We start from the raw sequence: 14943 nt of genomic DNA on the forward strand, positions 1-14943 counted from the left end.
CTAATGTGCAATGTTTAGACCGCTTAATGGTGTAATTCTAGCGGGGGGAGAGGGAACAAGACTCCGGCCCCTGACGGATTCGTTGCCGAAACCTATGTTGCCGATACTTGATGTCCCATGCATCAAATATGTTGTAAGCTCATTGGCTCAGGCAGGAATACAAGGAGTATACCTGACTTGTGGCTACAAATCAGAGGATCTGATCCAGAATCTTCGCAATGTAGACTTTGGTGTCGATGTTCATTTCACAGTTGAAGAACAGCCAGCTGGTACTGCCGGGGCTGTCAAACTCCTTGAGGACCAACTTTCTGATGTTTTTGTTGTAGCTAGTGGGGATGTGCTTGCAGATGTTGATATGAATGTACTGCTTAATGAGCATCAGCAGTCTGGAGCAGTAGCGACAATGGCTTTAACAAGTGTAGAAAACCCCAGCGAGTTCGGAATTGTGGGACTGGATGAAACAGGGGCTGTGACTCGTTTTAAAGAGAAACCTGCGGCAGAAGAAGTTTTTTCAAACCTCATTAATGCTGGCATCTATATTCTTAACAAAGAAGTGCTGGAGTACATTCCTGCTGGTGAAAAATTTGACTTTTCTAAGCAACTTTTCCCCGCTCTTCTGGAAGATGGTAAAAAGATTCAAGGATCGGTGCTGCAGGGGATGTGGGTTGACATTGGTCATCCAGATGATCTGCTGCGAGCCAATCTGCAGATGGCTGAACGCCGGGGTACAATGGGTGATCGTAACAATGCTCGTTGCGAGGGGCCGATAGTTTCTTCTAATTTTGCTACCAGCAGATGTACGGTCGTTGGACCGGCTTACATAGGTGCAAATGTTTCTATTGGTGACAACGCTGTTTTGAACTCTGCGGCTGTCGGACACGATTCAGTAATCGGTGCAGACTCGGAATTAAACGGTGTTTTCATGCGGAACAACTGCACAATTGGACGCGACTGCCGTCTCCAGAATGTATTACTGGGCGAAGGCTGCAAAATTACTGACGGGTCTATACTCTCTGATGCAATATTCGGTGATTATCAAACGTCTTAATCCGTTTGAACATTTCAGAATCCTGTCAAAAATGCTCTTTATTCACTGAGCATTTTTCTATTTTTGAATATTCTTATCAGTACTCTGCTAAAATCTAATTAAAAATAAAAATGAATGCAGTGTAAACTGCATATCTAAACTACAAATGTAGTGTTTAAGGAATGTTTACATTTAGTGTAGTGTAAAATAAGTGATAATTCTGGCAGGACCAACTGGATCCAACTTTTTGATATTTACAATAATTTACACTATAATTGTCTTCTATGGTATATGAACCGTTATCTGTGGACCTAGCAGATGAAGCAATCAATCCTGGTTTGACTAGAATTGTACTGGATCCAACATTGCCACTTTCTTGGATGTCATGGCTACATGTAAATAAATTCTCTCCAAATGAAGAATAATCATGAACCATTATATCTGGTATGGAATATGAACGTTCAATTCCCATTCTACTTGGAAACCACCAGTTAAGCTGACGCTCCAATTAAGGTTTACACTTGCTGTTGAAGATCCCGAGGTAGTTGTTGGTCCATAGTCTAGAAGTTTTTGAGTGCTCCTTAATTTGTCAACATCGCACTGCACATTCATATCAGCGATTCTAGTGTTTGCACTGGTATTTGGAACAGCCTGAAGTTTGTAATCAGCTTGATAATAACGATATGTATTGCTGTTCGTCATTTGCTCGTAATAGTTAGTCCTTATGTAGAACCATCCATAATCTCCGCATGATATATCTCCATATGACTGGATTTCACCGCCCCACACCGGGGTCTCTGCAGAGGAAGCTAATGATGCATTCTCCTTGATTTCAAGGCTTTGAGTTAGTTTATCATCCGCCCATCCGTATACTCTGTTTCGGGCTTCATTCAAATCATCACATTTTACACTATAGCAACACATTGCACCAGTTGATTTATCATAATAAACCCCACTTGCGGTTGCATTTTCCACAAATGCAGTAGGCATATCGAGATTGCTGTCTGTGAATGCAGATACGCCATCTAAAGAAACCACTGGAATGCTGTCAGATATGCATTTTGTCAATGACTTATAATATTCTGCAGAGCCAACTAAGCTGGATGAATTATTGCCAATCTCCAATATACTGTCTTTTTCAATGGATTTGAAACTTTCCATTGAATTTAATTCAACTACTTTTTCACTTATTTCTTCTGCCTTTGACGAAGAGATTGCGTAATCTCCCAATGTCATATCAAGAGACATCTCTTCAGTAACTGGAGTGCTCATTCCATATGCAACAGGTGTTATACAGAATGACACTACAACGGCAAATGCTATCAGCATTTTTATAGTTCTATTCATGTCCTTACCACCATGTTATGTAGCTTCTGATGAAGCATATGTAGATAGTATTAGTATTATATTAATATTCGTAATACTTATTCATCTATACATTTAACACAAATTTATTGTCAATGCATAACATGATATTCTCTCATTTCAGAGTTTCACATATTTTTATAAAAATACTTTTTCCTTGAACCTACTCTTTTATCAGTTGTTACCTTAAACGATCAAGTCAGACATCATCCAGATGTTCAATTCTCTAAAGGTTATCAGACTGATTGATAATTTACTTTCATGTTGTTCTCTGCACAATCAATAGTTTTTGCAGATCTTCTTATGGGCCAACTGTCGTTTCAATGTTCTGGCCTTTTTCTGGTTGTTTATTTTTTAGAAAGGACTGCATTGGCAATGCTGGCGCAGCCTTTACCGAAGACTCCGCACTGCCTTAAGACCGAGATTATAATTGTGGAACTGATTTTAGACTCGCCCCCGGCCCGGGCGCCGAATTCATATTCCACTTCAGTAATCTTTGCCTCAGGATTGATAAACTTCAACAGATCAAAAAGGATTTTAAAACCCATGCGTTCAAATTCCTGCTCTTTTTCCTGAATAACTTTGCGGCACATCTCTGTGCGACCACCGAACAAACCGCTCATAATGTCTTTCGAACCCTGCTGGCCGATAAAACATAGATAGAAGGCGGCCAGATACTGTGCCGCATCAGATGATAATCTCCGGCCCGTACTCAAAGCACCTTTCTCTGAACGTCTGCCGATGACCATATCAGAACCGGACAATAATTCCTCCATCAATTTTCTAAGGATTGCCGGAGGGTGCTGGAAATCGGAATCCATCACTATATAATACTCCGTCTCACTCTTTACAATCCCTTCCATGGCGCTTGCAGTCAAGCCCTTATCTTTAATGTCTCTTACATTGATTCTAAAATCAGCGTTATTCTTCTCTATTTCCCTGCAGATCTCGATGGTACCATCTTGAGAATTGTCATCCATTACGAGAACTTTTATTCCTGGGTACAGTCCAAAGAGTGTTGATGCCATTTTTTCTATATTTTCTGCTTCATTGAAGGTAGGGAGAATTACAGAGAAACGCTGGAAATCGGAATCTTGCATGAACTAAGCCTCTTAACTTTCTCTATATAGGGTAAGTGTTTCAACTAAATTAAAGCCTTTGTTGATCCAATTGCAGAAATTCTGTTGAATAGATAATCTGAAAATATAGATAAGCATAAGTTGTATAGACATTAATTATATATACGGACATTTCAAAGTCTCAGGCGGGTAAAGAATGAACTGGAAGGATATAGCATCCAGCCGCAGTGTAAAAAATATATTAGTGCCGGCGCTATTCTTTGCCGTTATTACCTTAATCATTTTTAGAAATTATTTTTCAGGCTCGTTTTTTGTTGGCACCGATGCAATGGGTCCGCCTACAGACTTCAGCGTGATGTTCAACGAGAACTCTTATTTTTCTGCCTGGCGAGATATGCCCTCGTTAGGGCATATTGATTTTCCCTCTGTGATTCTGTCTTCAGGGTACTATCTGATGGAAGAGGTCCTCCATCTGTCTGCCGCAACAGTGTTTAAGATTTTCGTAGTTGGCTTTTTCTGGCTTGCTGGCTTTGCTATGTATCTCTGTTCATATGGGATTACAAAAAACAGGCTGGCTTCGGTAACTGCCGGTATTGTCTACATATTCTCGCAGATCTATCTTTCACAGATCACTGAAAATCATCATCTCTTCATTGCTGGTTATGCAATTTTACCGTTTCTTTTTCTCTGCTTTTACAAAACTATCACGGAACACAAATCTCTCTATGCTGCATTGCTGCCTGTTTTTGCCTTTATTTTAGGCTCAATAGGCTCTCCGCACATTGTCCTTATAACTGCAGTGTTTCTAATACTCTTTATTCTGGTCTATACGCTGCTTCCGCTTTATCGCAAGCACATCGAACTTAAAAATTCGGCGTTTTTACTTTTTACCGGAATACTGGCAGTGGCAGTTTTAGTCATGCCCATGGCTCTGTCAAAATTTGCAGACGGCGGCATGTCCACGCTTTCTACTGTTTACACGATTGAAGCTGCCCAGCAGTACAGCAGTTATTCTCTCCTCTATTCTTTCCTCTTGCAGTCCACAGAAAACTCCTTTATTCATTCAGAACCGTCATTGGATAACTGGACGATACTGAGCGGCTATGGAATTTTAGGCTACATCTTAGCCTTCGCAGTTCCTATTGCTGCATTCTACTCTCTAAAAATCAAAAAAGAAAGACGGCTGCTGTTATCACTGGCCATCCCCTCTTTAATCTTTATTGTACTGGCATGCGGGCCTAATTCTATTTTCGGGTCATCATTCAAAATTCTCTTTGACACAGTTCCGTTGATGGATTCGATCCGTGTCTACTCGCGCCTTCATCTGCTGACAGGATTCGCCTATGCATTGATGGTTGGAATGTTAGTCACGCATGCTGATGAACTGCGTCATTCCCCAACTATGCTTAAGGGGATCTGGAAAAAGATCAGGCGGGACGTTCTTAAGCCTAAAGTTCTCGCCGTTGCACTATCTGTCTGTATAATATTTTCCTCTTCGGCAGTCCTTTCCGGTGAAATCAAATCTTTCAATCTGCCTGGTGTTTATGCACAACCCTATGAGGATCTAGCCGGTGTCGATGGGAATTTCCGCATTCTAAATCTGCCCTATGCGCAGGTTTACTACACTCCTGATCAGCCACGCTTTGACGGTTATCCTTCATCGCAGACACCCGAAGTAGGAATGTATAGTCCGTATATCTCCGGTAAGATGTATGCCTTCGGTTTAGAAACCGAAGATTACTGGTCCTTCTTAGGTTCGGCCATTTATAGTGAATCATTTGGCTATAAGACCATCTCGGAGTTGCTTGGCGGTACGGCAGATGTCCGTTTCATAGTTGTACAGGTGCATACGCCTGAAGAAGAAGCCCGTCTGTTTGCTTCACTGCAGGATCTCACAGTCTGGAAAGATTACGAAAGCGGAGCTACTATCTATGAAAACCAAGACTGGCTGGACCGCATTCATCAGGCCGGTGATCCTCTTTTCACTACCGGTCCCAGGCAATACCTCATCGGCTTGTCTGGTATGGGCATAGCAGATCTCGCTGGTCTTAACATTCTCGCCGGTTATCCCGGAGGCGATGTCAGCGATGCCCTGGAATCTATGGGAACCATTGCCACTCCTTCTTTAGAAGATTTCGTCATGGAAATGGAAGACTGGGGAGGAGCAATGATCATGCTTTCTGATTTAGGCAGCACCCATACAACTGATGGTGCTTCTACTTGGATTTATGACCCCTCTTACTACATGGGGGGATACTCCGCATATCCAGGTGTATCAACTACCGGGAAACATACGCTTGATATCTCCATAAATGCCGACACGGACGGAACCTTCTCACTCTGGCTTGATATGATCTTCGGACCAGGATGCGGTACCGTCACCGTCTATGTGGACGGCAAGGAGGTGGCAGAAATCGATACATCCGGCACATTCACGCATTCTGCTTGGACACATGTCGCGGATCTTGATGTGACGAAGGGCAGCCACAAGGTAACACTTTCTACCCATGGAGATGGTAAAATCTGTCTGCAGCGTACTTTATGGATCGGTGCTGACGAATATGATGCTGCCTTAAGCCGCGCTACAGAACTTCTAACTAAACTGGCGGACCAGACCGCCTTTGTGCTGCCTGTGTCTTCCTCATCATGGGACGGCGTCTACCTGCCGTGGCTTGGTGAAGACGGATACGGTATCGGATCATTCTACACGAACTCTTTCGTTGTCGATGGAAAGCCACAGGAAGTCAAGCCTGGTGAAACGATTACTTTGGGCGAAATTCCGCAGACTGCCGCTGGTGTGCCATATACAATTGAACTCAATGCCGCTCCACTTGATGCTAATTCTGCAGTTCTTGTTGAAGTGTGGGAGAATAATTCCGATATGCCGATCGGCACGCTAGTTGTTTCCGGCGCGGATATGCAGGGAGCTGCTTTAACCGTGGTCTCGTCAGGAGGTTCTCTCAAGATCACTCTGAAATCAGTCGGTCAGAACACAGTATATCTTGACTCTTTATCTGTCTCGCTTGAACATTCTTATGCCACTCACAGTATTGATCTGCCATACGGCGGCGACTTTTTAATCCGGGTCGCTGGCGAAAGTGCTGGTACCTTTTCGATTGATGGCGAACAGGTGGATCTGCAGCGTAATGGCGATTATCTGGAAGCGGTAATTCATCTGGAGGCAGGGGTCCATGAGCTGAGGGTAGATGATATGAACTTCTACGGGGTCTCGCTGCTGCCAGCGGGCTTCTCTGTTTCTGATGGATCTGCTGGTACGATCGAGTTTACGCATCCTACCAATACTGACTATACCATCAAGACCTCTTCAGAGGATTGGATGTGGATGATCGTTGCCGACAGCTATTCTGATCTGTGGGTCGCCACTTTGGAGGACGGGACCGTCTTAGATCATGTTGCCACAAATTCGATGGCAAATGCATATCATGTGCCGCCGGGAGAGCATACGATCACGCTGCACTATGAGGGACAAGAGACTTACAATGAAATGCTGCTGACCTACCTGCTCGTAGTTGCAGGAGCCGCAGTAGTTATGTTTGTGGTTGTCCGTCTTATGCAGAATAAAAAACGTGGCCTTTAATGAACTCTGTAAAATCGGCAGATTAACTTCTGCCGAGAACCTTTTGATAAACTTCCAAAGTTTGTTTTGCAGTACACTCAGGGCTGAAAATCTGTGAGTGTTTCAGGCTCTTATCAACTGCTTCTTGATAAGCAGTCTCATCATCAAGCAGAAGGTGGATTTTTGCTGCCATATCTTCTTCGTCTTGGCACTTTGTGGCTGCCGTCACAACCTCCTCTGGTATCATTGCATCGGCAATCGTCAATACAGGCACGCCGCAGCGTTCAGCTTCAATTACCGGCAGTCCAAAGCCTTCCTGCAGGCTGGGAAGGCAGAAGAGCTTGAATGAATTGTAGGTATTTACCAACCCATCATCGGGAATTTTCCCCCGGAATTCAATGGTATCATCTAATGCAAGTTGTGCAGTCAGAGACTTCAACCTTCCATTTTCTGGACCTTCTCCGCATATGGAAAAGATTACCTTATCATCCGGATACATTTTTTTGTAAGCTGCTGCAGTTCTGATCATAAATTCAAGATTCTTTCTGTTTTTAAGTGCTCCCAGATACCCCACGACTCTTTCTTTTTTAACATCAGGCAGCTGCTGGAAGCGGCTGGAAACAGAGTGGTTGATGACGCACAGCCGCGAATCTTCTACTCCATATGCTTCTTGAATCTCTTTTTTCGTCTGTTCAGAAATACAGATAATCATATCGGCGTGTTCGACTCCCATCCTTGTGCCGAAGCCGTAAAAGACGCGGAAGATCTTTTCTTTGACACCGATCGGCGGGGTCTTGTCAACATGATGCATCGTCAGTATCTTTTTGCCTTTCAACCATGGAAAAACAACCGCTTGGCCATCTGTGACGGCGTGGAATACATCACCTTTCATGCGTCCGCGGAGAATGGTAACGATCGGAAGAAAAATGTCATAGTACAACGGACTAGCTACAGAACCATAAGATCGTATATCCAAAGATGGCGTCTGATTGGGCAGAATGATCTCGACTTCCGGTAATTTTGAAAGATTTTCTACAAGATCATGAGAATACCTGTCAAAACCGTTAGCTGGCATACCTTCTAGTTTTCGGCAGAGCACCACAACTTTCATGAGAATCCCAGGTTAACTTTTGATGGCTTTCATTCATATATATAGTGCATTATTGGACACACACGCGTTCTTTAATAAATTCAGAGTCTTAAAATAGGATCAGCAAGACTAGATATTGTCACCAGATAGCATGAGGATTCTTATCTTGAACTGGCGTGATATCACACATCCGCAGAGTGGCGGTGCGGAAAATTTCGTTCATGAGCTTGGGAAACGTCTGGCCGCCAATCATGAAGTGACTCTTTTCTGTGCTCGTTATCCTCATTCCCTTAAAGAAGATGTAATCGATGGTATTCATATACAGAGAATGGGAAACCGTTTCAGCGTTTATCTCCGAGCCGCTTTGGCTTTCCGCAAGAACCGCTATGATCTGGTAATTGATGACATCAACGGAGTTCCCTTTTTCTCTACTCTTTATGCTGATGCTGAAGTAATTCCGGTGATCCATCATATAATGGATAAAGAAATATTTCAACGTGAACTTTCTTCCTTTCTCGGCTGGTTTGGATATACTCTGCAGACATTAATTCCTAAAATTTACCACCGGCAGAGGTTTGTTGTTGTTTCTGAAAGCACTAAGCAGGATGTGGCTGACAGGTTTAAGATTCCAGCGTCTCGTCTGGCAGTTGTACACTGCGGGGTTGCTGTCAATTCACTAAATCTTCTGCCTAAAAGCGAGGTACCGACTATTTCTTATGTCGGGCGGATAAAACCTTACAAACGGATTGATGACATCTTACGCGCTTTTTCGATGATCCTGAAACGGCTGCCGGATGCAAAACTGATCATTGCTGGACGCGGAGATGCTGAAGACTTAATCTCTCTGGTAAAAGAACTCGGGATAGTTTCAAATGTTGAATTCCGCGGAGAGGTCAGCGAAGAAGAAAAGGCACAGATCCTATCATCTTCCTGGATTTCGATGATTGCATCGGTAAAAGAGGGCTGGGGAATCGGGCCGATGGAGGCCAATGCCTGCGGTACTCCGGTTGTCGGTTATGACGTGCCGGGAATTCATGATTCTATGCGCAACGGTCATACTGCTATTTTGGTTGAGGATGGTTGTGTAAACCGCCTCTCTGAAGCCGCATTAGAGCTGTTGCTGCACAGCAGTGAAAGGTTGAGAATGAGCCGTGAAGCATGCGAATGGGCGGCTAAATTTACCTGGGACAATACTGCTAAGGATTTTCTTGCCGTATTGTCGTCTGATGCTTGCCCCTGTAATGTTAAAGGCAACGATGCGCCTCTACGTATCTAATTTATACTAGTCGTTGCAAAAAAGTACATCGGGAATTCTGTGAACGCTTTAAAAATCTGGTATGACGGGGAGTTAGTGGATGCTCAAGAGGCTAAAGTTTCTCTCCTTTCTTTTGGACTGCAATACGGCTGGGGTGTTTTCGAAGGTATCAGAGCCTATCGCTCAAATACTAACGTTTCCGTTTTCCGCTTGAAAGACCACATCGAACGGCTTTTTCGTTCCGCTAAAATCCTGGGTCTAGAGATCCCGAATTCTCCGGATGAACTCTGTCAGGCAGTTAAAGAAACTGTGAAAGCAAATCCCGCTGCTGATTACATCAGGCCGGTAGCTTTTGCAGGAGAAGGCAGCTCATTGTCACTGGGAACACTGGATATGCCTGTTCATGTGGCGGTGGCCGCTGTAAGCATGGGTGAGTATGTACCAGGCGCAGCTGAAAGAGGAATTGAGGTATTTACTTCTCCTTGGGAAAAGCCCCGTTGGAGGGCTGCAGCCGTTTCTGCCAAGATATGCGGCGGCTATGTCGGGCTGATCATGGCTAAACGTGATGCTATGCAGAAAGGAGCTGACGAAGCGCTGATGCTGAACAGCTCTGGGATGATTGCTGAAGGTTCAGCTGAAAATTTCTTTATTGTTAAGGGGGAGACTATCTCCACACCTTCACTGACAGCAGGTATTCTCGGCGGGATCACCCGCGATACGGTAATGCAGCTTGCATCTGACCTTGGCTATGCAGTTGAAGAGAGGGAGATTGTATGGGATGAGGCTGTGTCTGCCGATGAAGTCTTTATGTGCGGCACGGCTTTAGAAATTCAGGCTGTAAGGGCAATAGATGGCAGAATAATCGGCTCTGGCTCTCCCGGATGGATAACAAAACAGATCATGAGGGAATATTCTGATGCTGCCAACGGGCGCATTCCTAAACATCTGGCCTGGTGTGATATGATTGAGGATGCCCCAACTATTCGGAGCTAATTATTTTTAGGAAAAGCCTCATGAGTAAAATGGTTGATTAAATGTCTACAGCAGATAATCTTATGAGCGCCTTTGCAGGCGAATCACAGGCTAACAGAAAATATCTAGCTTTCGCAAAGCAGGCTGAAGCTGATGGTTATCCTGAAATTGCCAAACTTTTCAGGGCTGCAGCTGAAGCCGAAACAATCCATGCTCTTGCTCACTTTAAGGTTGCAGGAGGAATTAAATCCACTGCAGAGAACCTGCAGGCTGCCATCTCAGGTGAGAACTATGAACATACTGAGATGTATCCAGAGTTTATCAAGGAGGCCGAGTCCGAAGGCAACAAAGCCGCTGTCAGAACCTTTTCATATGCCAATGAAGTCGAAAAGGTCCACGAGGCTTTGTATAAAGCAGCTGCCGAAGTGCTTGCTTCTGGCAAGGATCTGGGCGCAAAAAAGCTCTACATCTGTCCAGTCTGTGGAGATTTAGAATACGGAGAACCTCCAGAAGTATGCCCGGTCTGCGGTGCCAAAGGCTCTGTCTTCAAAGAAGTTCTCTGAACAATAGGCGTGCTCACGCACGCTTTCTTTAATTTTCAATGACGGTCTTCAGATAAACATCAGATATGATAACTTGCGTGGTTGATATTTCTTTCATTAATTTTATCTGAAAACTGTGTCTTTTTTTATATTTGATAACTCTGAATCACACATACGAATCAAACAGCGCCGGCCAGTTTTCAGAAACGTTCTATGCTGATTGATTACAGGCTTTGATTTTCTATCTGTCGGGCTGGCATGCTTAAACGGTCTTATTGCCATTGTACTTTGGATGATTGCCCAGTATGCATCTTTCTCCCTAATTAATGAAATTTTATAATGGAATCAAAAGAACAATTGTAAATATACTAAATGAGGATACGTTTTTCTACAGCTCTTGATTACCTTTGGTGGATTGGATGGGAAACTCGTCTGCAGATTCTGTGAGCAAACTAAAACGTTTGGATGAAAAGTTAACAGCTCTCGATTATCAGCAGAAAGTTCTTTTTCTCATCCTTCTTGCTCTGGCGGTTTACGGGACATTCATCGTTGCCGATTTCTTTTTTGTTGGTGGTTGGATCAACTCTACATTTGGTCCCAACCCCGATCTTGACATCTACCGCGAAAGAGCGCAGGCGATCTTAGACGGTAAAATACTCTACAAGGATATCGATCTCGAGTCTCCTCCTCTGATAAACTATCTCTTTGTTCCACCGCAGGCTTTCGGCGGATCTGACTGGATGTATCAGATATGGTTTTCTGTCTTCCCCCTGCTCACTGGACTTTTCATGTATCTGACTATGAGAAAATGGGATGAAAAGCATGCATTTTATGCAGCAATTCTCTCAGTACTCTGTCCTTATGCTGTAGTAGATGCAACCTTTGGAATCCAGGACGAGCCGATCGTGGCATTCTTTTATCTTATTCCCGTAATTGTTTTTCTTGCTGGCTATGCTAGAACCTCTGCCGTGGTAGGAACAGTGGCCGCATGGGTTAAAATGCTGCAGGGGCTTATTTTCCCTAACCTGCTCATCAAAATGAAGAATAACAAAGAACGTTTGCTGGGAATTGTCATCGGCATACTCGTTTCCCTGCTTATCATAGGACCGTTCATGATCGCATCTGGAGAGGGAATTATTGATCTTTTTCACTATTATTTCCTTACGGAAGGAGATAACGCCAGCGGCGGCATGTCTCTTATTAACCTCTTAATCCGCGGAGGTGTCGACATTCCAAGCAGTGCAGGCATAATCATTACGGTAGCGGTTTTGTTACTCTCTTATTTCATTGCCTATCGATACAAGTTAGACATCTGGCGCTCTGCTATGCTTACGACTGTTTTGTTCCTCTGCGTATATCCAATGATCCGTCTGGGTTACTTTATAATTCCTTTTACTTTCTTTTCCTTGTGGGCTGTAAAGGATAAGAATGTATTTTTTAAGCTGATTATCATGTATGTCCTGCTTTTCATCGGCCAGGGAATCGAGGCTGAAGGGATTCCATTTTTAGCTTCTATTGATGGCTGGTTAATCTCCTTTGCATTTGTTCTTGCTGGTCTTCTGGTAATGCTTGATATCACACGGACCTGTTTAAAAGCAAAATGTCTGTTGGATATACCAATCGATACGTCTAATTGAAAATATACATTCAAATAGTCCTTTGGTTTTGATTGGGGCAGAATACACAACCTGAGGGCATTTAATGCGTACAGTTTACTATCTCTCAATCATCCTGCCGGTACTAGCATTAGCGGTATCGGGATGGAGAGGAGACTGGACCTGGTCATTACTTTCAGTAATTGCGCTTATTGTTATCCTGCTTCCTGCTGTTATAACCAAGGATTTCAATCAGACATATCATAAGAAAGTAGCAGTCCTGTTTCCTATTCCTTTCGTTGCATATCTTGTTTTATCCTTCATCGACTCTGCTGTCTCCATAGAGCATTTCGATGTATACTCCTATGCTGTCCAGACATTTGCCGCTATGGTCTGCGGAATGCTGCTGATGATTTCGATAAATGCGGGCAGCAGCGAGATTAAGATCTCCAAACGCTGGATCCTGCTGTTTTCGATTGCCTTTGCCTGCATGTTTGCCATTGTCTGCATGTTCGTTATTTACGTGCAGATGTCCGCAGACGGCTGGCTTGTATCAAATGATGATTTTGCAAACGGAGTGGACAATACCGAATCAAACAGACATCTGATGCTGCCTGCTTTCCTGACTACATTTCTGTCGCTGATCTATGGATATATCCTCAGGTGTATTTTCAAACGGATTCCCAAGACAGAAATCTCTCTGTATTACGGGGTGGATTGAAATGGATAAAGGCAAACTGTCCGATGGAATCTGCATCCTTGCGAGCATAATTCTGATTATAATGTCGATAATCTCAATCAGTCAGGCTCAGCGTATGAGCTATGAAGTCAACACAGGCTTCTTCTGTGCCTTCTTCTGCTTAGTGCCGCTGATCCTCAGAAGGCTGAAGTGGGTTACGCTGCCCCTTCCCTTTGTGCTGCTGATTGAAGTCGCCATCTTCCTGCATGCTTACGGAGTGCTGCTGCTGAGATATGATTTCATTCCTTACTGGGATACTGTGACCCACACGATTTCCTCTGTTACTGTGGCTCTGTGTGTCTTCTACACCCTGATGGTAGTGAATGAATTCGATCCAGATACCCGGTTTACTTCGAAGAGCATTCCGCTGTTCATCTTTCTGATCATGTTTACATTCAGTGCTTACTGGGAAGTGTTTGAACTGATCGTTGATGAAGTCTCAGGCACCAATATGCAGTACAGCCCCTGGGATACCATCAGAGATCTGGTGTGCGATACAGCAGGAGCTCTGATTGTTTCCATCTATGCTATGTGGTACATGAAGCGCAACAGCGAAGACAGCTTTGTTGATACTCTGAAGCTTCATCCGTATGTTACAAAGCTGATCCTTCCATTTCATAAAGGTTAAAAAGCAGGCTTCAAACCCTGCTTCATTCTTATTTTTTTGTGATTTTTTCAGCTGTGTTTCTTTTTACCCGTTTGTCTCTATTCCTCTGCCTCTGCTTTGCCCTGCAACGGCTGATTTTTTTTAGGTATCTCTGATTCTACGGGCTTGTATTCTTTTTTTACTTCTCCGTGATTATCTCCTTTTCTGCTGCTGATTTATTGTTTTCAAGAGTTCTGCTGTTAGTATTCTTATGTTCTAGAATAGTTATGCCTAAGCAATTCTGTTCGTTATGAGCCCGGTATGTGTGTGCTTTTTTTTGCTGATTCGGCATTCTTTGTATGAATGCTGGTAGTGTTCATATCATTTATTTTATTATAAACTGCTTGTATAATTTATTTTGTCTGACTATTGTTTTAATTTCTTATATTTATTCATAACTGCTGGCTGTTATTGAATTCTTATAAAATATTTGTGTTATATTGAGTCTAAATTATCATAAATGATATTTGTTTCCTGTAATTATGCTGGTGAATTGTACTGATATTCTCCTTTTTTGTGTTCTATGTCCTCTTTATGTTCTAAGATATAATATCTATAACAGTAAAAGGAGAATTCCCGCTGAGCTGTTTTCAGAGCAAAAATCTGCAGAAAGCGTGCAGGCTTGGTATATTTTGATTAGATTTTCATCACAAGCTTAGTCATTACCTTTTTTAGATCCCGAGAAAAGTACCGTTTAGTCCCTGACTTTCTCTAAATCTCCTAAATGTACGAAATTTAACATATTTTTTGAAATATGTTTATAAGTCTCGGTAATTTCTTACATGATGTTTTATACAATACAATATGTTTAGAATGATACTTTATTTTTGATTTATGTATGTTATTGAACACTCATCAAGGATTCTCATATTCAATAATAAAACTAGCAGTTATTATTTAAAAAGTGTTTATCTCACCAATTCAATATATTTTGGGCTAATTTTCGATATCTATATCATAAGTATTATATCCCCCATTACTGATAAGAGCGCATAAACCACTTCAGATGCTCAACTGAAAAACATGCAAGGCTATGAAATATGTCGATGGATGGGT

General features: G+C 42.9%; 12 protein-coding genes. 8 read left to right on the forward strand and 4 right to left on the reverse strand.

Translation table 11 applies throughout. The annotated features are described in order from the left end of the window. Positions 1 to 10: 10 nt before the first annotated feature. A complete protein-coding gene (locus tag H729_RS00230) occupies positions 11 to 1048 on the forward strand; it encodes a sugar phosphate nucleotidyltransferase (protein WP_048133746.1) in 1038 nt (345 codons plus the stop codon). 154 nt (positions 1049 to 1202) lie between these two features. On the opposite strand, the gene H729_RS09860 is transcribed toward H729_RS00230, so the two are convergent. From H729_RS09860 to H729_RS00240, 3 genes are all read right to left on the reverse strand, one after another. Further along, entirely contained in the window at positions 1203 to 1499 is a 297-nt protein-coding gene (locus H729_RS09860) for a hypothetical protein (protein WP_020447990.1), read from the reverse strand. After that, entirely contained in the window at positions 1463 to 2374 is a 912-nt protein-coding gene (locus H729_RS00235; RefSeq protein WP_020447991.1) for a hypothetical protein, read from the reverse strand. Before H729_RS00235 ends, H729_RS09860 begins: the two co-directional genes overlap by 37 nt. A gap of 365 nt (positions 2375 to 2739) precedes the next feature. Continuing rightward, a complete protein-coding gene (locus tag H729_RS00240) occupies positions 2740 to 3492 on the reverse strand; it encodes a glycosyltransferase (protein ID WP_020447992.1) in 753 nt (250 codons plus the stop codon). 175 nt (positions 3493 to 3667) lie between these two features. Between H729_RS00240 and H729_RS00245 the strand changes: the two genes are divergently transcribed. Continuing rightward, positions 3668 to 7069, forward strand: a complete 3402-nt coding sequence (locus H729_RS00245; protein ID WP_020447993.1) for a hypothetical protein — start codon at positions 3668 to 3670, stop codon at positions 7067 to 7069. Positions 7070 to 7091: 22 nt separating this feature from the next. Here the strand turns inward: H729_RS00245 and H729_RS00250 are convergent, their stop codons facing one another. Continuing rightward, positions 7092 to 8159: a glycosyltransferase family 4 protein gene (locus H729_RS00250; RefSeq protein WP_020447994.1), complete on the reverse strand. Its 1068-nt coding sequence runs from the start codon at positions 8157 to 8159 to the stop codon at positions 7092 to 7094. A gap of 145 nt (positions 8160 to 8304) precedes the next feature. Here H729_RS00250 and H729_RS00255 point away from each other — a divergent pair, with 145 nt between their 5' ends. From H729_RS00255 to H729_RS00280, 6 genes are all read left to right on the forward strand, one after another. Further along, positions 8305 to 9414, forward strand: a complete 1110-nt coding sequence (locus H729_RS00255; RefSeq protein WP_020447995.1) for a glycosyltransferase family 4 protein — start codon at positions 8305 to 8307, stop codon at positions 9412 to 9414. 39 nt (positions 9415 to 9453) lie between these two features. After that, entirely contained in the window at positions 9454 to 10386 is a 933-nt protein-coding gene (locus H729_RS00260; RefSeq protein WP_020447996.1) for a branched-chain amino acid transaminase, read from the forward strand. Positions 10387 to 10427: 41 nt separating this feature from the next. Then, on the forward strand, positions 10428 to 10928 hold the full coding sequence (locus tag H729_RS00265; RefSeq protein ID WP_020447997.1) for a rubrerythrin family protein: 501 nt from the start codon (positions 10428 to 10430) through the stop codon (positions 10926 to 10928). 398 nt (positions 10929 to 11326) lie between these two features. Next, entirely contained in the window at positions 11327 to 12544 is a 1218-nt protein-coding gene (locus H729_RS00270; protein WP_020447998.1) for a hypothetical protein, read from the forward strand. A gap of 64 nt (positions 12545 to 12608) precedes the next feature. Further along, positions 12609 to 13223 carry a hypothetical protein gene (locus H729_RS00275; RefSeq protein ID WP_020447999.1) on the forward strand — a complete coding sequence of 205 codons (615 nt, stop codon included), beginning with the start codon at positions 12609 to 12611 and terminating at the stop codon, positions 13221 to 13223. A 1-nt stretch (position 13224) separates the two neighbouring features. Further along, a complete protein-coding gene (locus H729_RS00280; RefSeq protein WP_020448000.1) occupies positions 13225 to 13869 on the forward strand; it encodes a hypothetical protein in 645 nt (214 codons plus the stop codon). The last annotated feature ends 1074 nt before the right edge of the window (positions 13870 to 14943 follow it).

The organism is Candidatus Methanomassiliicoccus intestinalis Issoire-Mx1, from assembly GCF_000404225.1.
Classification (GTDB): Archaea; Thermoplasmatota; Thermoplasmata; order Methanomassiliicoccales; family Methanomassiliicoccaceae; genus Methanomassiliicoccus_A; species Methanomassiliicoccus_A intestinalis.